Here is a 19,276-nt window from a genome sequence, read left to right on the forward strand (position 1 = left end):
TATGTGCCGCTCAGCGCGGCAGCTGCGGCAGGGTGTGTGCGGCCGCGTCGCGCGTGCGCTCGATGAGCTCCACGCGGTCGGCGTGCCGGACGCCGCGCGGCAGTGGACGGGCGCCCCACACGGTGAGGGCGGTGCCGACCCGCAGGGCGACGCGGTGGGTGAACGGGCGGTACGGCGTGACCAGGACGGCGGTCATGAGGGTTGTCCTTCCGGGACGGGTTCGTGGGCCGGCGTCTGCACGGACGCCGACAGGATCAGGCGCGACGCGACGAGCGTCAGGACGACCACCAGCCCGCCGCCGATGACGAACGGCAGCCGGAGGTCGATGCGGGCGACGAAGCCACCCAGGACGGTAGCGATGGGCGTGAGGCCCCAGCCGAGCGTGCGGACGATGCCGAGTGCGCGCCCGAGCATGGCGTTCGGGATGATCGCCTGGCGGAGCGCGCCCCACGGCACGTTCCAGACGGCGACGCCGAACGCGCCGATGGCGTAGGCGGCGATCGCGATGACGACGTTGGCGGTGACGCCGACGCCGAGGATGCCCACGCCGCTGATGAGGATCGCCCAGAACATCACGCGGCCGCGGCCGAAGCGCTCGACGAAGCGGCTGGAGACGAGAGCGCCGACGAGCGCGCCCACCCCGACGGCGGCAGTCACAACGCCGACCAGGGCGGCCGGCACGGAGAACGTCTGCAGCAGCAGGAGCACGACGCTCCCCTGCGCGAAGGCCAGAGCGGACGCCGTGGTCGACGTGAGCAGGATCATCCACCGCAGGAACCGCTGCTGCCAGAGGAAGCCGACGACCGCGGAGAGCGTCGGCCGCGGCTCGGCCGCTCCCGCCTCCCCGTGGTGCGCCGCATGGGCCGCGGCTGCCGGGATGGTCAGCGCCAGCATCCCCGCGACGAGGAAGCCCGCGCCCGTCAGCCAGACCGGCAGCACGATGGCCACGGCGAACAGGAAGCCCGCGACCGGGGTGGCGATGAAGTTCTGGATGGTGATCTCGGCCGACTGCATCCGCCCGTTCGCCCGATCCAGCTGATCGCGCGATACGAGCGCGGGGACCACGGTCGAGGTCGCGTTGTCGAAGACGGTCTCCCCCAGCCCTAACGCCAGTACGCAGGCGTACAGCAGCCAGATCGTCAGAGCGTCGCTGGTGATCAGGATGGCGAGCACAGCGGCGACCGCAAACCGCAGCGAGTTGGCCACGGCCATGGCGACGCGGCGGTCGACACGGTCGAGCAGCATGCCCGCCGGGATGCCGAACAGCAGCCACGGCAGGAAGGTCACGGCGCTTACGCCCGCGATCAGCGCCGGGTCGCGGGTCAGGGTCGTGGCGATCAACGGGACGGCCGTGCGACCGAGACCGTCGGCCAGGTTGCTGGCGATCGCGGCGGTCCACAGGCGACCGAAGCCGGCGCCGAGCGGCGTGCGCGCAGCGGCAACGGTGGAGGTGGACGCGGACATCAGCGGTCCTCCTGCTCCACCAGCGGGAACGCGTTGAACTGGATCTGGACCCGCTTGCGGTCGGCGACCTCGCCTCCGGCCTTCTCGACCTCGGCGTTCTCGGCCTTCCACTTCTCGCGGAGGCGCTCCTGCAGCACGTAGTACTCGCGGCCGAACTCGGCCAGCTGCTCGCGCGTGAGCTCCTGGTGCGACGTCGACAGGGTGCTCGACTGCATCCAATCGAACCCGAACGTGTCGAGACCGCGACGCAGGAAGGAGGCGAGGCGGCGCTCGTTGTTCTGCTGCCAGCCGAGCGAGATCAGCTCGCTGGCCTCCCGGCCGGCCGGCGTCGACAGTGTCTCTGCGGAGCCGATGGTCACGCCGCCGGGCGCCATGCGCCACCAGCGCTCGCGGCCGGAACCGCGCTCGGTGTCCTCGACGATGATGTCGTGCTTCGCGAGTTGACGGAGGTGGTAGCTGGTCGCCCCGCTCGACTCCCCCAGGCGCTCGGCGAGCATACTCGCGGTGGCCGGCCCGAAGTCGGACAGCTCGTTCATGAGCTCGACGCGGAGTGGATGGGCGAGCGCGCGCAGCGCCGCCATCCCCAGAGCGTCTTCGTAACGCGAACTGCCGCCCGCGACGCCGGCGGCGGGTGCGGTCTGCTCGGGCTGTTCCTCGTTCGTCATGTGACCAGAGTACGACTGCAAAGACTTCTTTGCAACCTCTTCTTTGCAATACTGTCTTTGCAATCGTTCCTTTGCTCAGCGCCACGGGTTGTCTAGGCTGGAGCAATGGCCGAGACCGCGAATCCCTTCTTCACCCCCAGCACCCTCCCCTACCAGCTGCCGCCTTTCGCCGAGATCCGGGATGAGCACTACCGGCCCGCGTTCGAGCGCGGTTTCGAGGAGCAGCTGGCCGAGATCGACGCGATCGTCGCCACCGACGAGGCCGCGACCTTCGAGAACACGATGCTTCCGCTGGAGCGCTCCGGTCAGACGCTCCTGCGCGTCGCCGAGGTCTTCTTCAACAAGAGCTCCAGCGACAGCACCGACTTCACGAACGCCCTCGAGGAGGAGATGGCACCGCGCCTGGCCGCCCACCAGGACGCCATCCGGCTGAACCCCGCCCTCTACGCGCGCATCGCCTCCCTGCACGAGCAGCTCGACGAGCTCGGCCTCGACCCGGAGTCGCAGTACCTCGTCGAGCGTTACTACACCGAGTTCACCCTGGCGGGCGCCGGCCTCGACGACGCCGACAAGGAGCGCCTGCGGGAGTACAACCAGCGGCTCTCGACCTTGACCACGCGCTTCGAGAAGAACCTGCTCGCCGACACCAACGACCTCGCGGTCGTCTTCGACAGCGCCGAGGAGCTCGACGGCCTCGGCGAAGGCGAGCTGTCCGCCGCAGCGCAGGCCGCCGCCGAACGCGGGCTCGACGGCAAGTACGTCGTCACCCTCGTCCTGCCCACCGGCCACCCGTGGCTGGCCGACCTCACCCGGCGCGAGAGCCGGGAGCGGATCATGGCCGCATCCCGCGCCCGCGGCATCCGCGGCGGCGACAACGACAACCGCGATCTGGTGCTGGAGATCACCCGACTGCGTGCCGAACGCGCACGCCTGCTCGGCTTCGACACGCACGCCGCCTACGTCACCGCCGACCAGACCGCCCGCACGCCCGAGGCCGTCGCCGACATGCTCGGCCGCCTGGCACCGCCCGCGGCGCGCAACGCCCGCACCGAGCAGGCGGACCTGCAGCGCCAGCTCGGCGACGACGAGACCGTGGAGGCCTGGGACTGGGCCTACCTCACCGGAAAGGTGCGCGCCGAGAAGTTCGACGTCGACTTCGCCGCGATGCGCCCGTACTTCGAGGCGGAGCGCGTGCTGCGCGATGGCGTCTTCTACGCGGCGAACCGGCTCTACGGCATCAGCTTCACCGAGCGTCCCGACCTCGTCGCCTACCACCCCGACGCCCGCGTGTTCGAGGCCCGCAACGAGGACGGCTCCGAGCTCGGCCTGTACATCCTCGACCTCTACACGCGTGACTCGAAGCGCGGCGGCGCGTGGATGAATCCCCTCATCTCGCAGTCCGCCCTGCTCGACACGCCCACGGTCGTCGTGAACAACCTCAACGTGCCGAAGCCGGCCGCCGGGGAGCCGACGCTGCTCACCTACGACGAGACGAACACCCTCTTCCACGAGTTCGGGCACGCGCTGCACGGCCTCTTCGCCCGGGTGACGTATCCACGCTTCGCCGGCACGAACGTGTTCCGCGACTTCGTCGAGTTCCCGAGCCAGGTCAACGAGATGTGGATGCTGTGGCCGGAGGTGCTCGAGAACTACGCCGTGCACTTCCAGACGGGCGAGCGGATGCCGCAGGAGCTCGTGGACAAGCTGCACGCGGCCGAGGGCTTCAACGAGGGCTTCGCGACCAGCGAGTACCTGGGGGCCGCGCTGCTCGACCAGGCCTGGCACCGGATCACCGCCGACGACACGGTCGATGACGTCGCGGCGTTCGAGGCTCGTGCGCTCGCGGATGTCGGGCTCGACAACCCGGCCGTCCCGCCGCGCTACGCGAGCACCTACTTCGCCCACACGTTCTCGGGCGGCTACGACGCCGGGTACTACTCCTACATCTGGAGCGAGGTGCTCGACGCCGACACGGTGGAGTGGTTCCGCGAGAACGGCGGCCTCACGCGTGAGAACGGCGACCGGTTCCGGTCGCGGCTGCTGGGCGTCGGCGGGTCGAAGGACCCCCTGGAGGCATACCGCGACTTCCGGGGCCGCGACGCCGAAATCGAGCCGCTGCTGAAGCGTCGCGGGCTGGACAACTGAGCCTAGCCCGCCTCACCGGCCACCCTCTACGCTGAGCCCATTCGAGCGCTCAGCGCAGCCGAGAGGGGGTGGCCATGACCGCCACGCAGCCGGAACTCGCAGCGCCGTCCGTTCGCCAACTCGTCCTCCTCAGCATCCCCGCCGTCGTCGTCGGCGTGGTCAGTGCCCTCGCCCTCTGGGCGATCGAGTCGCTGGCCGGCCTGATCGAGGACGGCGTGTGGACGAACCTCCCGAAAGCCCTCGGCATCGACCCGTCGTCGGGGTGGTGGATCTTCGCCGTCCTCACCGTGACCGGTGCCGCGGTGGGGCTCACGGTGTGGCTGGTACCGGGCCACGCGGGCCCCGACTCCGCGACGACCGAGCTCGTCGCCCCGCCCCTGCGCCCCGCGGTGGTGCCGTCGTTGGCGCTGGCCGCGGTCCTGGGTCTTGCCGGCGGTGTCAGCCTGGGCCCGGAGAACCCGATCATCGCCATCAACATCAGCCTGATGGTCGCGCTGGTCGGTCGGATGTGGAAGGCCGTGCCGGTGCAGCTGGTGCTGACGATGGCCGCATCCGGCACCATCGGCGCCCTGTTCGGGACGCCCGTCGCCGCGGCCCTGGTGTTCACCGGGATGGTCGCAGCAGTGAAGGGCGGTGGTGCGCTCTGGGACAAGCTGTTCCTGCCGCTGGTCTCGGCGGCGGCCGGCTCGCTGACGATGACGTTCCTGGCGCATCCGCATTTCGCCATCCCGATGCCCGCGTATACGACGATCACCGGGTGGGATGTGCTGGCGGCTCTGATCATCGCGGTGCTCGCGACCGCGGTGGGGCTCGTCGGGGTGTACCTGTTTCCGCTGGTCCACCGCGGGTTCCACGCCCTCCGCCACCCCCTGCTGATGACGCTGATCGGCGGCGCGGTGCTGGGAGGCCTGGGGGCACTCGGCGGGCCCATCACGCTGTTCAAGGGGCTGACGCAGATGAATCAGCTGGTCACCTCGCGGGGCGACTACACCGCGGGTCAGTTGGCGCTCATCCTCGTGGTCAAGCTGGCTGCACTGCTGGTGGCCGCGGGAGCCGGGTTCCGCGGCGGTCGCATCTTCCCTGCCGTGTTCATCGGCGCGGCTGTCGGGACGCTCGCGAATGCGCTCGTGCCGGCCGTGCCGGTTCAGATCGCCGTCGCTGCCGGCGTGCTCGGGCTGACCCTGGCCATTGCGCGCGATGGATGGATCGCCATCTTCATCGGCGTCGCGGTCACGCAGAACCTGCTCATCCTGCCGATCCTGTGCCTCGCCGTGCTGCCCGCGTGGCTGCTGGTGACGAAGGCGCCGGAGATGCTGATCAAGCAGCCGGTGCTTACGCCGACTTCTCCTCGCGCCGCGGGCGGTGCGGGACGATAGTCGGCGCCGCGTTCTCGAGCACCGCCTCCTTCGTCACGACCACACGAGCCACTTCGGAGCTGGACGGCACCTCGAACATGATCGGGCCGAGCACCTCCTCCATGATCGCGCGGAGGCCGCGGGCGCCCGTCTTACGGAGCACCGCGAGATCGGCGATCGACTCGAGCGCCGCGTGGTCGAACTCCAGCTGAACGCCGTCGAGCTCGAACATCCGCTGGTACTGGCGGACCAGGGCGTTCTTCGGCTCGGTCAGGATCTGCATGAGCGCTTCCTGGTCGAGCTGCGTCACCGTCGTCACGACCGGGAGACGGCCGATGAACTCGGGGATCAGGCCGAACTTGTGCAGGTCTTCCGGCAGCACCTCGCTGAAGAGGTTGATGTCGTCGCCCTTGGAGTGCAGCGGGGCGCCGAAGCCGATGCCCTTCTTGCCGGCACGCGAGGAGATGATCTCCTCCAGCCCGGCGAAGGCGCCGGCCACGATGAACAGCACGTTCGTCGTGTCGATCTGGATGAACTCCTGGTGGGGGTGCTTGCGGCCACCCTGCGGCGGGACCGAAGCGACCGTGCCCTCGAGGATCTTCAGCAGCGCCTGCTGCACGCCCTCGCCGGAGACGTCGCGCGTGATCGACGGGTTCTCGGCCTTGCGGGCGATCTTGTCGACCTCGTCGATGTAGATGATGCCCGTCTCGGCCCGCTTGACGTCGTAGTCGGCGGCCTGGATGAGCTTGAGGAGGATGTTCTCGACGTCTTCTCCGACGTAGCCGGCCTCGGTGAGTGCGGTCGCGTCGGCGACGGCGAACGGCACGTTGAGGCGCCGGGCCAGCGTCTGAGCGAGGTACGTCTTGCCACAGCCAGTGGGGCCGATCAGCAGGATGTTCGACTTCGCGATCTCGACGTCGTCCATCGTGTCGGCGGCCGTGAGGCTCTGCCGGGCGCGGACGCGCTTGTAGTGGTTGTACACCGCGACGGCCAGAGCGCGCTTGGCCTGCTCCTGGCCGATGACGTACTCCTCCAGGAACCCGAAGATCTCCTTGGGCTTCGGAAGGTCGAACTCACTCGACGCCTCCTCACCCGCCTCGGCGAGCCGCTCCTCGATGATCTCGTTGCAGAGCTCGACGCACTCGTCGCAGATGTACACGCCAGGACCGGCGATGAGCTGCTGAACCTGCTTCTGGCTCTTGCCACAGAAGGAACACTTGAGCAGATCGGCGCTTTCCCCGATGCGTGCCATCCCTCTCCCCTCCTTCTTCGGGTCTGTTCTGACGAGCCTAACCCGTGCGGACGACAATGGTGCGCAGCCCGGCCGTTTTCGTTCACGCGGCGGTTCTGCTCACAGCAGATGGCCTCCCCGGACACACGAACGGGGTGGCCGTCCGTGCGGACGACCACCCCGTTGCGGGTGCGGCTGGTTACTTGACCAGCGCCGGAAGCGACTTGCGGCTGGTGAGCACCTGGTCGATCAGGCCGTACTCGAGGGCCTCGGCCGCCGACAGGATCTTGTCGCGGTCGATGTCCTTGTTGACCTGCTCCACCGAGCGGTTGGAGTGCTTCGAAAGCGTCTCCTCCAGCCAGGTGCGCATGCGCATGATCTCGTTGGCCTGGATCTCGATGTCGGACGCCTGCCCCTGACCGGCCTCGCCGACGGCGGGCTGGTGGATGAGGATGCGGGCGTTCGGCAGCGCCAGACGCTTGCCGGGGGTGCCGGCGGCCGTCAGCACGGCGGCGGCCGAGGCGGCCTGGCCGAGCACGACGGTCTGGATCTGCGGGCGGATGTACTGCATCGTGTCGTAGATCGCCGTCATCGCGGTGAACGAGCCACCGGGCGAGTTGATGTACATGACGATGTCACGGTCCGGGTCCTGGCTCTCGAGCACGAGGAGCTGGGCCATGATGTCGTCGGCGGACGCGTCGTCCACCTGCACACCGAGGAAGATGATGCGGTCCTCGAAGAGCTTCGCGTACGGGTCCTGGCGCTTGTAGCCGTACGCCGTGCGCTCCTCGAAGCTGGGGAGGATGTAGCGGGCGCCGGGCGCCTGAACGCCGCTGAAGGCCTGACCGCCGAGCATGGGGGTGTTCATTCTGTTGTCCTTATCCTTTTCAGCGGCCTGCTACTTGGACTCCGGCTCGGTCCCGCCGCCGCCCGAGACGTCGAGGGCCGACTCCCGGATGTGGTCGACGAAGCCGTACTCCAGCGCCTCCTGGGCGGTGAACCAGCGGTCGCGGTCGCCGTCGGCGTTGATCTGCTCGACCGACTTGCCCGTGGCCTCCGCGGTGATCTGCGCGAGGCGGTTCTTCATGTCGATGATGAGCTGAGCCTGAGTCTGGATATCGCTCGCCGTTCCGCCGAAGCCGCCGTGCGGCTGGTGCAGCAGAACGCGGGCGTTCGGGGTGATGTAGCGCTTGCCCTTGGTGCCTGCGGTGAGGAGCAGCTGCCCCATCGACGCGGCCATTCCGATTCCGACGGTGACGATGTCGTTCGGGACGAACTGCATCGTGTCGTAGATGGCCATGCCCGCGGTGATCGAGCCACCCGGGGAGTTGATGTAGAGGTAGATGTCCCGCTTGGGGTCCTCCGCGGCCAGGAGCAGCAGCTTCGCGGCGATCTCGTTCGCGTTCTCGTCCCGGACCTCCGAACCGAGCCAGATGATCCGGTCCTTGAGAAGTCTGTCGAAAACACTGGGCTGGATACCCATATCGGCCATGTTCGCTCCGTTTCCTTTGTCGCTTGGTGTCGAATCTATCGGAGCGCCGAGCGCATTTCGGCGCTGTTCGCCCTCGGCAGAGAGAGCAGCGCGCTGCGGAGTGGATGCGGGGGTCAGTCGTCGTCGAGGGCGGCCGCGTAGGCGGTCACCGCGCGGCCGTACCGCGGCAGGTGCGGGGCGAGTGCACCGAGTGCCTCGCGGAGCGCGTCGGCGCGCATCCCGTCGTCGAAGAGGCACAGCGCGGCGAACGCGCGGGCCGCGTCGGCGAGGGGATGCTCGGGCTCTGCGCCGAGGAAGTCGCGCAGCAGGCTGAGTGCTTCGGCCGGGCGGTCGAGGTTGCGGAGGGTGCTCGCCAGCTGCACGATCGCCTGCCCGCGGTACGGCTCGGCCAGACCGTGCGCGAGCGCCGCGCGGTAGAAGGGCTCGGCGTCGGCTTCGCGGCCGGCGAAGTCACGGCCGCTGGCCGCTTCGAACAGCGCCTCCGGGTCGTTCGCGGGGCGTTCGGCGACGAGAGCGTCGATCGCGTCGAGGGTGGCCTGCTCGCGCGTGTCGTCCGCGTCGGCCCAGACCGCATCCACTCGCTGTCGCCAGTCGTCCATCCCGTTCTCCTTCGTCCCGTTCGGTCTGTGGGGCGCAACACGCCGTTCTCATGGTGCCAGAACGGCGCGTTGCGCCCCACAGATGCACGAAAGCCGGGTCGCGCGGATGGCGCGGCCCGGCTTCGTGACGGCGGGACGTTACTTGTCGTCGGCCTTCTTCTTGGTCGAGCGCTTCTTCGGCTTCTCCTCGGCGGCGGGGGCCTCCTCGGCAGCGGCCTCCTCTGTGGCGGACTCGTCGGCGACGGGAGCCTCGTCCGCGGCGTCGGTGTCGTCGCCGTCCGCGATGGCGGTGAACTCGGCCAGGTCGACCGGCTTGCCGTCGGTGTCGACGACCTTCACCTTGCCGAGGACGATCGCGAGCGCCTTGTTGCGGGCGACCTCGCCGACCATCGACGGGATCTGGCCGTTCTCGCTGAGGATCTTCACGAACTCGTTCGGGTCCATGCCGTACTGCGCGGCACCCTGCACGAGGTACTGGGTGAGCTCGTCCTGGCTGACCTTGACGTCGTTCTCCTGCGCGACCTCGTCGAGGAGGATCTGCGTCTTGAAGGTCTTCTCGCTGGACTCCTTCACCTCGGCGCGGTGCACGTCGTCCTCGAGGCGGTTCTCCTGCTCCAGGTGACGGTGGACCTCGTCCTCGACCAGCTGCTCCGGGACCGGGATCTCGACCAGCTCGAGGAGCTTGTCGACCAGCTGGTCTCGGGCGGCCGTGCCCTGGCCGAACACCTTGGCGCGCTCGACCTGCGTGCGCAGGCTCTGGCGCAGCTCGCCGATGGTGTCGAACTCGCTGGCGATCTGGGCGAAGTCGTCGTCGGCCTCGGGGAGCTCGCGCTCCTTGACGGCGTTCAGCGTCACGGTGATCTGGGCGTTCTCACCCTCGTGGTCGCCGCCCATGAGCGGCGCCTCGAACGTGGTGGTCTCGCCGGCGGTCAGCGTGTCGAGGGCCTCGTCGATGCCGTCGATGAGCTCGCCGGAGCCGATCTCGTACGAGATGTTGGCAGCGGTGTCGACCTCCTCGCCGCCGATCACGGCGACCAGGTCGATCTGGGCGAAGTCACCGGTCTTGGCGGGACGGTCGACCGTGACGAGGGTGCCGAAGCGGCTGCGGAGCCGGTCCAGCTCCTCCTCCACGTCATCCACGCCCACCTCGGCCGCGTCGACCGTGATGGTGATGTCGTCGAAGTCGGGCAGCTTCACCTCGGGGCGGACATCCACCTCGATGGTGAGCAGCAGGTCGCCCGAGAAGTCGGACTCGTTCGGCCACTCGGTGATGTCGGCCTCCGGGCGGCCGAGGGGACGCACGTCGTTCTCTTCGATCGCCTGACGGTAGAACCCGTCGAGACCCTCGTTGACCGCGTGCTCCAGGACGGCGGCCTTGCCGACCCGCTGGTCGATGATGGGCGGCGGCACCTTGCCCTTGCGGAAACCGGGGATGGTCACCTGCTCGGCGATGTGCTCGTACGCGTGCTTGATGGAAGGCTGCAGCTCCTCCGGCGTCACCGAGATGGTGAGCTTGGTCCGGGTGGGGCTGAGCTTCTCGACCGTGGTCTTCACGATGTCTGGGTTCTCCTGAATGATCGAACGATGGTCTTCTCGCAAGGAACGAGGTCCTCGTCGGGGCGACAGGATTCGAACCTGCGACCTCCCGCTCCCAAAGCGGGCGCTCTAGCCAAGCTGAGCTACGCCCCGGCTTGAAGCGGTGCGAAAGACCGTGGGCAAGTCTACTGCACGCGTGCTCCCCCGCGCGTGTACTACGATGGTCGTCGGCCGCCGCACAGATCGGGCGGCCACCGTGCCGCACCTGCGGCGCCGGGGATGTAGCTCAATGGTAGAGCCTCAGTCTTCCAAACTGATTACGCGGGTTCGATTCCCGTCATCCCCTCCGTTGAAATGAGCTTCTGACCAGCGTTTGCTCCCATCGTGTCGGACGACATCACTCCGGTCGTGCCCCTTCGATGCCGCTCCGACCGGCGTATAGACACACATGGGACGATCGATGACCAAGGCACCACGAAGCGAAGGCGGCAAGATTCGACAGCTCACCAGTGGGCTATACGAGGCCCGATACCTGCGACCCGAAGGCAAAGAGCACTCCGGACCGCAGATGTTTGACCGCTCAGGTACCAACATCGGCTTCAGTAGCGGGACCGGGCAGGAGCTCAGGCTAAATCCTTCAGGCGGGCGCAGTGCGATCCGGACACATCGGGACAGGAACCGACTAAAGTCGCCAGCGGCCGGTCCATCCAGCCCGTCCGCCTGAAGGGCAAATCCGAGTGTCCAGCCGTTTTGGCCGTTGGACTCCGGGATTGTGGCACCATCCTACTGATCGCGAGGGGGAAGTGCTCACCTCAAGCGACGGCACGACGCGCCGGCTCAGCGAGTCTGGAGCGCTGCCACCACTGGCGAGAGCAGCTGCTCGGCTTCGGGTGCTGACGTGTGCAGGCCCTTCTCAAGAGCGCCCGTGACCCACTGCGATGCATGGCCACCGATCTCGTTGTCAAACGACTCCAGTTCCCCAACGGGCACGATGAGAATCCGATGCCTCGCGAGAAGGTCAATCATCTCCTTTGCCATTGTGGGACAGTTCCCCGCTGGCAGGCCCCTTAGTCCCAGTTGTTTCGCCCGCTTTCGCATGGGTTCATCGTTCAACTGTGATCTGATAGCTCGAGACAATTGAATTAGTCGCTCTGGTTCGATGCCTCGGGCGTCTGCGAGCTTTTCCATGTAGTCGACGTCGTAAAGACAATCGAAGTCGAGAATCCCGTACGCCTGCAGTTCGAGTGAGTCGAGCGCGAGCAGCGAACCTGGCAGCTGTCCCTTGCCTCCGGCCGGTACGAAGAGCGCTTCTTCCGGGGCGAAGCCGCGGCTAGCAGACATGTGGTCAAGCACGGCCGCATACCACCGGCAGTCAGGGTCGCCTTCACAAACGACAACGGCACGATGGAACAACCCTTGAATCAGGTTGGAGTATCGAAGGGCTGGCTTGTCCCAGATAGACCGGACTACTTCCGGGGAGAGCGCGGCGAAAGTGTTCGAGTTGCCCGTGCGATTAATTCTCAGGATTGTGACGGGGCATTCGGTTTCCAGGAGGCCCAGGACGAAATCCCTGTCGTGCGTGGCCGTCAACAGCTGCCGAGACTTGTCGAGTGCCTGCTCGCCCAGGTGCCTACCCAGCGCACGAGCTTGTGCCGGGTGCAGGAATGCTTCTGGCTCATCGATGACTGTAACCCCTTCGTTAGCGGTCATCAGGTGTAGAACCATGCCGAGATAGTTCTTAACGCCATCGCCCTGCTCATGAAGAGACGGTAGCGCCTCAACTGCGTCTCCGTACTCGCGCGTGGGGTTCTGCAATGAGGGAGATTCCACTCCAGGTTTTCCCACCCTGAGATGCACGTTCCCGGTCACACGATCCAAAGTCAGTGGAAATCCGAACGTCCTAAGGCAAATGTCGGAAAACTCTTGCTCCCTGCCGCCGTCTCGCCAGAGCGCATAAAGGGGGCCGCCCAGCGTTTGGTTGAGTCCGACCATGCCCAATGCCCCGGTGGCCAAGGATGCCCGACGGGCTGAATCGAGAGTGCCTATAAACCAGTCAGGAATGGGATCTAGATACGGGGGTTCCTGATTCACCCAGCTGCGGATCGCAGCGAGCGTATGCGAGGCTCCGTTATCTAGGCCACTAGGCCGATAGACGTGACCTTGTGTGGGGTCCACGGTCATAACGCCGTTTTCCTCAAGCCACTCGGCAACGTCTCCGTTTCGGAACTCGAGGTCGTACTGCACCGATTCGACTAGCAATCCTGCGGGGTAGCTCGGCGAAGTGATCCTTCGTACCACCTCGCGAAGGAAGCTCGACTTGCCAACGTTGTTTCCGCCAACTACGCATACAACCGCAGCGTCAGGAACAACCATCGACAGGCCTGAGTTCACGGTTATGCGGCGAATCCTTAGCCCTGCATTTGACAGGCCTGTCTCGGCATCGAGATGTTCGTCGGTTGACATGTGACAACTATGCCCAGAATCCGCCCCGGCCGCATGCACCCGCGCTCAAGCGAACCGTTCTCGGATCGATCAATCAGTAAGCCGAGCGGAACCACGACTTCCGATGCCGCAGCGGCGACCCCCTCGTGACCGCGGTACCGCAACGCGGGCCGCTTCGATACGAGACGCGCCGTTTCCGCTCCCGCGTGTGCACTAGGTGTGTCCGGCTCAAAAGAAGATCTGACTGGTCAGGCCCGATGTCACTGCCCGGCGGAATGGATCAGTTTCAGTCTTCCAAACTGATTACGCGGGTTCGATTCTCGTCATCCCCTCCATATCGCGCGAAATGCGCCTCCACATCCGCTGGTGCCGCACCCGCCCATCCCGCGCCACAATTCCCCCATGACGGCACCACCGCCACCGGACGACGGGCTCACGGACGCGCAGCGCACCTTACGCGCACAGCTGCTCGCGACAGAGCACTGGAGCCTGCTGGCGTCGCGGAGCACGACGCAGAGCGAGGTGCTGACCCGGATCGCTATATTTCTGACGCTGGTGTCCGCCGGGCTCGTGACGCTCGGGTTCATCGGGCAGGCGAGCGGGTTCCGCGGGTGGTTCGGGGTGGCGGCGCTCGGGGTGTTGTTCGCGCTCGCGCTGCTCGGGCTGGTCACAGAGGTGCGGGCGTTCAATACGGCCAGCGAAGACCTCATGTACGTCGTCGCCATGAATCGGCTGCGGGCGGCGTACGTGGAGCTCGACCCCGGACTGGAGCAGTACCTGATGGCGTCCGCACATGACGACGAGATCGGGGCGCGGATCACGTACCACTTCTTCTATCCGCGCGGGCCGAGTCCCGTGCTCGGCAGCTCCATGATGATCATCACCATCGTGGAGGCGATCGTCGTCGGTCTGCTCGTCGGCGGGGCATCGTGGGCGCTGGGCGCGCATCCCGTCGTCGCGGCCGTTCTCGGGTGCCTGGTCGGGGTGGCGGTCGTCGTGCTGTCGCTGCTGTGGGGCATGCGCACGTACAAGAAGGCGTTCCGCGCCCATCGGCCGCTCCGGCCGACCGAGTGACTGCTATTCGTCACCGACGTCCGACGTTTGCGCGGAGTCGGGCGCGTACTCGAACGCCGGGTCGTTCAGGACGAGGGTTCCGTCGTCCCCTCCGCAGGGCCCATCGTGAGGTCGGGGCGCTCTTCGCCCGGCAAGGGGAACCATCCCAAGAATGTCACGCCCTCGTTCGTCGCGTCGAAGCGGGTGATGGTCGTGCGGGCAGGCTCGAAGAAGGTATCCCCCGGCCCGAGCACCCGGCCGGCGTCCTCGCCGACCTGAACATGCACGGAACCCTGCTCGATCACACCGAAGACCGGTCCGTTATGCCAGTGCGCACCCGGCTGCACGCCGGGAGCGATCGTGATCCGGCGCACCTCGATGTGGTCGACGCGGATCGTCGCGCCCAGGTCGTGATCGGCGAGGGTGATGCGGGTGACAGGTTCCTGTGCCATCCGCCCATTCTCGCGGGCGGGGTATTCCGTGACCGCTATTCGTTGCCGACGTGCTTGTCGGCTTCGTTGCGCGCGCCCTCGATCTTGTCGTCGAACTTGCCGCCCGTGACCTTCTTCGCGGCGCCGGCGGCGCCGTCGAGGAGCTTGTCGCTGACGCCTTCCGCCTGCTCGGAGTTGAGCGCGTCCTTGACCTTCGGGTCGTTCAGGAACTCCTGCGCCTTCTTGGTGATGTCGTCGAAACCAGCCATGCGGCCATCCAACACCTCAGCGCTGCAGGAAGGCCAGTACCGCCAGCACGCGGCGGTGGTCGTCGCCGGAGTCCTCCAGCCCGAGCTTCTGGAAGATGGAGGTGACGTTCTTCTCCACCGCACCGACGCCGACGACCATGCGCCCGGCGATCGCCGCGTTCGTGCGCCCCTCGGCCATCAGCTCCAGCACCTCCCGCTCGCGCGGGGTGAGGCGCTCCAGCGGGTCGGTCCGCCGGGTCAGCAGTTCGCGGACCACCTGCGGGTCGAGCACCGTGCCGCCCGCGGCGACCCGGGTCACCGCATCCCGCAACTCATCGAGGGAGGCGATGCGGTCCTTCAGCAGGTAGCCGGTGCCGCCCTCGCCGCCGGCGAGCAGCTCCTGCGCGTACGTGCCCTCGACGTACTGGGACAGCAGCAGGACCGCGATCGACCGATGCTCGCGGCGGATGCGCAGCGCAGCCCGCACGCCCTCGTCGCGGAAGGTCGGCGGCATGCGCACGTCGAGCACCGCGACGTCCGGCATCAGGTCGGGCACCGCCTCCAGCAGCGTGTCCGCGTCGCCGAACGCGCCGACAGTGTCGAAGCCCGCCTCGTCGAACAGCCGGATGAGGCCCTCGCGCAGCAGGACGGAGTCGTCCGCGACGACGACACGCAGGGGGACGGATTCGCTCGGCACCCACCCAGCCTAGAGTCCGGGCCCGACCCACCGGGTTGACGCGACACGCCGTCGCGCCGGGGAGGCGGACGGCGTGTCGCGTCAAGTGGATGTGCCGGGCACGGCCCGCGGCTCAGGCGAGCGGGATGCGCGCACCGATGCGGGTGGGGCCGCCCTCGGGGCTGTCCACCACGAGCTCGCCGCGCAGACCGCGCACGCGCTCCTCCAGTCCGCGCAGGCCGTGACCCTCGACGAGGGAGGCACCCCCGCGGCCGTTGTCGGTCAGCCAGACGCTCAGCCAGGCGGCGCCCGACGCATCCACCGACCTCTCCAGGAAGAGCCGGCCGGCCTGCGCGCCGGAGTGCTTGGCCAGGTTTGCGGCGAGTTCCGCGAGCACGTAGTAGGCGTTCCGCTCGATCTCGGGGCTGAAGCGCTCCCCCGGCTGCAGCGACGACTCCACCGTGACCGGGATGGGGCTGCGCGCGGCGAGCGACTCGGCGGCGGTGACCAGGCCGCGGTCCTGCAGGATCGGTGGAGCGAAACCGCGCGACAGGGCCCGCAGCTCCTCCAGGGTGTCGCCCGCCTGCTGCCGCGCCTCGGCGAGCAATGTCGCGGCTGCGTCCGGGTCGTCGGCGAGTTTGCGCTCGGCGGCGGCGATGTCCATCTGCAGCCGGATGAGACGCTGCTGCGGACCGTCGTGCAGGTCGCGCTCCAGCCGGCGCAACGCCTGATCCTCCGCCGCGACGGCCGCACCGCGCGAGGCGGACAGGTCGGCCACCTCCTGCTGCAGCTCCTCCGACGGCCACCGCCCGAGCAGGCCGCGCGCCACCGCCTCGTGCAGCAGCGTCAGGCCGCGCGTGACGAACGGCAGGGTCGCGGCGAACAGCACGCCGGCGATCAGGTACAGGATGCGGTCGCCCACGGTCGGGTCGAACGTCGGCGTGGTGCGGAAGACGGCATCCACCACCGTCTGGGAGAGGAAGAAGTCGCGGTCGCCCTGCGGGATGAACGGCTCCCAGATCCACCCGGTCAGGCCGCCCAGCGCGACCGACGCCCACACGATGGTCAGCGTCCACGAGACGATGCTGACGATCGGGTTGATGAGCATCCCGTGCAGCAGGTACAGCCAGTAGTGGCCATTCGCGAATGGCCCGAACACGGAGCGGAGGAAGGTGCGCGGGGTGCCCGGCTTCTCCCATACCGGGCGAGGGATGGACGGCCGGCCCGCCCAATCCAGTCGCGTCAGTTCGACCAAGCCGAACCCGCGAGCGGTGTAGAAGGCCGCGACGATGACGAAGAAGCCGACGTAGATCACGATCGTGCCGACGCCGGTCCAGAACAGCGACATCAGCACCGACAAGCCGACGATCGCGATCGGCATCGTCAAGAGCAGGAAGCCGAGCTCGCGCGGCACACCGCGCCACAGCGCGCCGTAGTTCGCGCGGGCGGGGTGGGGCTGGGATGGCGTCACAGCATCCAGCGTGGCAGAAGGTCGGGCGGCGCCGGGCTGCCCGGTGTCCGTTTCAGTGGTCATGACTGGTGTCCTTTCGTGGGCCGCTTCCGCCATGCGGAGCGGTGGTGTCTTCCGGAACGACGCCCGCGTGCTCGCCCGGGCGGACCACGACGAACTGGCCCATCATTCCGGCGTCCTCGTGGGCGAGGAGGTGGCAGTGGTACATGTACGGAGCGTCGGGGTCGGTGTAGTCGGCGAACTGCAGCAGCAACCGGAACTCGGTCTGCGGAGGCAGGTAGACGGTGTCCTTCCAGCCGGCGAGCTCGGGCGGCGGCGGTGCGCCGCCGATCGACGCGATGCGGAACTGGACGTCGTGGACGTGGAAGCTGTGCGGCAGATCCATCGTGTTGGTGACGACCCACTCCTCCGCCGTGTCGACGGTGACGGTCTCGTCGATGCGACCGGACTCCATCTTCTGGCCGTTTATCTCGTGGCCGTCGAGACGGAAGGTGCGTGTGACCTGCGGTTTCTGTAGCGGCTCGGCAGGCGCCAGGGCGGCCGGCACGTCGGGGCGGTGCTCGAGGGTCCCGGCGGCGCGGAGCTGCAGCACGTCGAGGGTGTCGGTGCCCGCATTCATGCCCGGCAGCGGACCGTCGAGCCCCAGGTCCGGTGGGAACGATCGGAGCACGGCGCGCTCCCCCGGCTGCACGGCGACGACGATCTCGGCCCGCTCGCCCGGAGAGAGCCGGATGTGGTCGAGAGCAACCGGGGCCGGGAGGAGCCCGCCGTCGGTCGCGATGAGCTGCACGGTCCGCCGGTCGGAGAAGCCGAAGTCGTAGGTGCGCGCGGCGGAGGCGTTGAGCAGACGCAGGCGGACGCGGTCGGTCGTCACCTCGGCGTACGGCCCGATGGCCCCGTTCACGACCAGGGTGTCGCCGATCGGGCCGATGAACCCCGAGCTGGAGTCGGTGATCTGCCCGTCGGAGCCGAAACGCTTGTCCTGCACGATCACCGGCAGGTCGTCGACCCCGTACGTCCGCGGGAGGGCGAGCGCCGCCTCCTGCGGGTCGCGGAGGAGGAACATCCCCGCCATCCCGAGCTGGACGTGCTGCTCGGTCCGGCCGTGCAGGTGCGGGTGGTACCAGAGGGTCGCGGCGGGCTGGTCGATACGCCAGTGCGGCTCCCACACTTCGCCCGGTGACACCATCTGGTGCGGGCCGCCGTCCATCCGGGCCGGGAGGTGCATCCCATGCCAGTGGACGCTGGTCTCCTCGGTGAGGTGGTTGGTGATGCGTGCGCGCACCTCGTCGCCGCGGTCGGCGACCAGGGTGGGGCCGAGGTAGGAGCCGTCGAAGCCCCACGTGGTCGTCTTCTTTCCGGGAAGGAACTCGGTCGTACCGGCGCGGGCGTCGAGCTCGAAGGTCTTGGTGCCGTCGGCCTCGACGGTCGGGACGGCGAGGGCAGGGACCGGCAGTCGGGTGTCGAAGTCGACCTTTCCGGCCGTGTCGATGGTTCCCGCGCCGAGCCCGCTGCAGGCGACAAGCGTCGCGGCCGAGGTCACCGCCAGGGCGACCGTCAGGCCGAGCGCGATGAGGGATGCGCGTGGGCGGCGGAGCCTCGGCGGCGGTGTGGATGTCATGGTTCGAGCCTCGTCGCACGCGGCTCAGCACCCCATCCCGGGCGCCGCCGAACCCGTACGGGGGTTAACCCGAGACGTGTGGATGAGAGGGCAGGCTAACTAAGCGCAGCCTTCGCTTCGTTGCGGAATTCGCGGGCCTGAGTAGCGTTATCGCAGGCAGAAGAAAGGACGCCAATCATGACGGACATCGCCGCAACCCAGAGTGTCTCGAACCCGGACGTCGCCGCCGGGGTCGCCCAGTTCCTCACCCCGGTCGTCATCGACCTGACCGCCATCGTGGTCAACGGCAAGCAGGCGCACTGGCACGTGCGCGGGGCCAACTTCATCGGCGTGCACGAGCTGCTCGACACGATCGTCGACCACGCCCAGGAGTGGGCCGACCTCGCCGCGGAGCGCATCGTCGCCCTCGGCCTCCCGGTCGACGCGCGCCTCGGCACCGTCGCCGCCAAGACCACCACCGGCGAGCTCACCGCCGGCTTCCGCCCCTCCAACGAGACCATCGCCGAGGTCATCGCGCAGCTCGACGCCGCCCTCGCCGGGGTGAACACCGCGGTGCGCGAGCTCGCGGAGCTCGACCAGACCAGCCAGGATGTCGCGATCGAGATCGCCCGCGGGCTCGACAAGGACCGCTGGTTCCTGTTCGCGCACATCAGCGAGTAGCGGCTGCCGATTCCGGTGCGAGGGGCCGTCCGCGGATGCGGGCGGCCCCTCCGTCGTTCAGCGCGTGGCTGGCGGTCTGCGTCGGCTCGCGCGCCGCGAGATTTGCGCCAAATCGTCGTAATGGCGGCGCCAAAACCGAGATTTGGCGCAAATCGTGCCCCTTCCGAGCTGCGAGAGGCGCGAGGGC

Annotated in this window: 20 protein-coding genes and 2 tRNA genes; 6 read left to right on the top strand and 16 right to left on the bottom strand. The window is 68.0% G+C overall.

Annotated features, from left to right (window positions below; genetic code table 11):
- Positions 1 to 10: 10 nt before the first annotated feature.
- The 3 genes from ABIC47_RS15050 to ABIC47_RS15060 are packed head-to-tail and all read right to left on the bottom strand — an operon-like array spanning position 11 to position 2,129.
- On the bottom strand, positions 11 to 196 hold the full coding sequence (locus ABIC47_RS15050) for a hypothetical protein (RefSeq protein WP_354481558.1): 186 nt from the start codon (positions 194 to 196) through the stop codon (positions 11 to 13).
- Complete coding sequence (locus ABIC47_RS15055) at positions 193 to 1,464, bottom strand: MFS transporter (protein WP_354481561.1); 1,272 nt, start codon at positions 1,462 to 1,464, stop codon at positions 193 to 195. Before ABIC47_RS15055 ends, ABIC47_RS15050 begins: the two co-directional genes overlap by 4 nt.
- Positions 1,464 to 2,129 carry a helix-turn-helix domain-containing protein gene (locus ABIC47_RS15060; protein ID WP_354481564.1) on the bottom strand — a complete coding sequence of 222 codons (666 nt, stop codon included), beginning with the start codon at positions 2,127 to 2,129 and terminating at the stop codon, positions 1,464 to 1,466. Before ABIC47_RS15060 ends, ABIC47_RS15055 begins: the two co-directional genes overlap by 1 nt.
- 105 nt (positions 2,130 to 2,234) lie before the next feature.
- On the opposite strand from ABIC47_RS15060, the gene ABIC47_RS15065 reads away from it, so the two are divergent.
- A complete protein-coding gene (locus ABIC47_RS15065; RefSeq protein WP_354481567.1) occupies positions 2,235 to 4,274 on the top strand; it encodes a M3 family metallopeptidase in 2,040 nt (679 codons plus the stop codon).
- 74 nt (positions 4,275 to 4,348) lie between these two features.
- Positions 4,349 to 5,650 (top strand): ion channel protein, encoded by a 1,302-nt coding sequence (locus ABIC47_RS15070; protein ID WP_354481569.1) that lies wholly within the window; start codon positions 4,349 to 4,351, stop codon positions 5,648 to 5,650.
- Here ABIC47_RS15070 and clpX read toward each other — a convergent pair.
- From clpX to ABIC47_RS15100, 6 genes are all read right to left on the bottom strand, one after another.
- Complete coding sequence (gene clpX, locus ABIC47_RS15075) at positions 5,607 to 6,881, bottom strand: ATP-dependent Clp protease ATP-binding subunit ClpX (RefSeq protein ID WP_018190795.1); 1,275 nt, start codon at positions 6,879 to 6,881, stop codon at positions 5,607 to 5,609. The genes ABIC47_RS15070 and clpX overlap by 44 nt on opposite strands.
- Positions 6,882 to 7,059: 178 nt before the next feature.
- Positions 7,060 to 7,728, bottom strand: coding sequence for an ATP-dependent Clp protease proteolytic subunit (locus ABIC47_RS15080; protein WP_018190794.1), 669 nt, complete (start codon positions 7,726 to 7,728; stop codon positions 7,060 to 7,062).
- 30 nt (positions 7,729 to 7,758) lie between these two features.
- Complete coding sequence (locus ABIC47_RS15085; RefSeq protein WP_026307152.1) at positions 7,759 to 8,352, bottom strand: ATP-dependent Clp protease proteolytic subunit; 594 nt, start codon at positions 8,350 to 8,352, stop codon at positions 7,759 to 7,761.
- A 113-nt stretch (positions 8,353 to 8,465) separates the two neighbouring features.
- On the bottom strand, positions 8,466 to 8,951 hold the full coding sequence (locus tag ABIC47_RS15090) for a tetratricopeptide repeat protein (RefSeq protein WP_018190792.1): 486 nt from the start codon (positions 8,949 to 8,951) through the stop codon (positions 8,466 to 8,468).
- A 138-nt stretch (positions 8,952 to 9,089) separates the two neighbouring features.
- Positions 9,090 to 10,505 carry a trigger factor gene (gene tig / locus ABIC47_RS15095; protein ID WP_354481574.1) on the bottom strand — a complete coding sequence of 472 codons (1,416 nt, stop codon included), beginning with the start codon at positions 10,503 to 10,505 and terminating at the stop codon, positions 9,090 to 9,092.
- A gap of 60 nt (positions 10,506 to 10,565) precedes the next feature.
- Positions 10,566 to 10,640 (bottom strand) — tRNA-Pro (locus ABIC47_RS15100).
- A gap of 122 nt (positions 10,641 to 10,762) precedes the next feature.
- Here ABIC47_RS15100 and ABIC47_RS15105 point away from each other — a divergent pair.
- Positions 10,763 to 10,833, top strand: a tRNA-Gly gene (locus ABIC47_RS15105).
- A gap of 114 nt (positions 10,834 to 10,947) precedes the next feature.
- Positions 10,948 to 11,211 (top strand): hypothetical protein, encoded by a 264-nt coding sequence (locus tag ABIC47_RS19465; RefSeq protein ID WP_502910257.1) that lies wholly within the window; start codon positions 10,948 to 10,950, stop codon positions 11,209 to 11,211.
- Between the two features lie 113 nt (positions 11,212 to 11,324).
- On the opposite strand, the gene ABIC47_RS15110 is transcribed toward ABIC47_RS19465, so the two are convergent.
- Both ABIC47_RS15110 and ABIC47_RS19470 read right to left on the bottom strand, forming a co-directional pair.
- On the bottom strand, positions 11,325 to 12,950 hold the full coding sequence (locus tag ABIC47_RS15110) for an ATP-dependent nuclease (RefSeq protein ID WP_354481576.1): 1,626 nt from the start codon (positions 12,948 to 12,950) through the stop codon (positions 11,325 to 11,327).
- A gap of 265 nt (positions 12,951 to 13,215) precedes the next feature.
- Positions 13,216 to 13,350 carry a hypothetical protein gene (locus ABIC47_RS19470; protein ID WP_502910259.1) on the bottom strand — a complete coding sequence of 45 codons (135 nt, stop codon included), beginning with the start codon at positions 13,348 to 13,350 and terminating at the stop codon, positions 13,216 to 13,218.
- Here ABIC47_RS19470 and ABIC47_RS15115 point away from each other — a divergent pair.
- On the top strand, positions 13,332 to 14,003 hold the full coding sequence (locus ABIC47_RS15115; RefSeq protein WP_354481579.1) for a hypothetical protein: 672 nt from the start codon (positions 13,332 to 13,334) through the stop codon (positions 14,001 to 14,003). The two genes, ABIC47_RS19470 and ABIC47_RS15115, sit on opposite strands and share 19 nt — an antisense overlap.
- A gap of 65 nt (positions 14,004 to 14,068) precedes the next feature.
- On the opposite strand, the gene ABIC47_RS15120 is transcribed toward ABIC47_RS15115, so the two are convergent.
- From ABIC47_RS15120 to ABIC47_RS15140, 5 genes are all read right to left on the bottom strand, one after another.
- Positions 14,069 to 14,434 (bottom strand): cupin domain-containing protein, encoded by a 366-nt coding sequence (locus tag ABIC47_RS15120; RefSeq protein ID WP_354481582.1) that lies wholly within the window; start codon positions 14,432 to 14,434, stop codon positions 14,069 to 14,071.
- Between the two features lie 35 nt (positions 14,435 to 14,469).
- Positions 14,470 to 14,682, bottom strand: coding sequence for an Rv0909 family putative TA system antitoxin (locus ABIC47_RS15125; protein WP_354481585.1), 213 nt, complete (start codon positions 14,680 to 14,682; stop codon positions 14,470 to 14,472).
- Between the two features lie 16 nt (positions 14,683 to 14,698).
- Entirely contained in the window at positions 14,699 to 15,358 is a 660-nt protein-coding gene (locus tag ABIC47_RS15130) for a response regulator transcription factor (protein WP_354481587.1), read from the bottom strand.
- Positions 15,359 to 15,470: 112 nt separating this feature from the next.
- Positions 15,471 to 16,871 (bottom strand): sensor histidine kinase, encoded by a 1,401-nt coding sequence (locus tag ABIC47_RS15135; protein WP_354481590.1) that lies wholly within the window; start codon positions 16,869 to 16,871, stop codon positions 15,471 to 15,473.
- On the bottom strand, positions 16,861 to 18,429 hold the full coding sequence (locus ABIC47_RS15140) for a multicopper oxidase family protein (RefSeq protein WP_354481592.1): 1,569 nt from the start codon (positions 18,427 to 18,429) through the stop codon (positions 16,861 to 16,863). The genes ABIC47_RS15135 and ABIC47_RS15140 overlap by 11 nt, the downstream gene beginning before the upstream one ends.
- A gap of 177 nt (positions 18,430 to 18,606) precedes the next feature.
- Here ABIC47_RS15140 and ABIC47_RS15145 point away from each other — a divergent pair, with 177 nt between their 5' ends.
- The gene (locus tag ABIC47_RS15145; RefSeq protein ID WP_020074922.1) at positions 18,607 to 19,089 is read left to right on the top strand and encodes a Dps family protein; all 483 of its coding nucleotides are present in this window, start codon (positions 18,607 to 18,609) and stop codon (positions 19,087 to 19,089) included.
- Positions 19,090 to 19,276: the final 187 nt, after the last annotated feature.

The sequence above is a fragment of the Leifsonia sp. 563 genome (genome assembly GCF_040545055.1).
GTDB lineage: Bacteria > Actinomycetota > Actinomycetes > Actinomycetales > Microbacteriaceae > Leifsonia.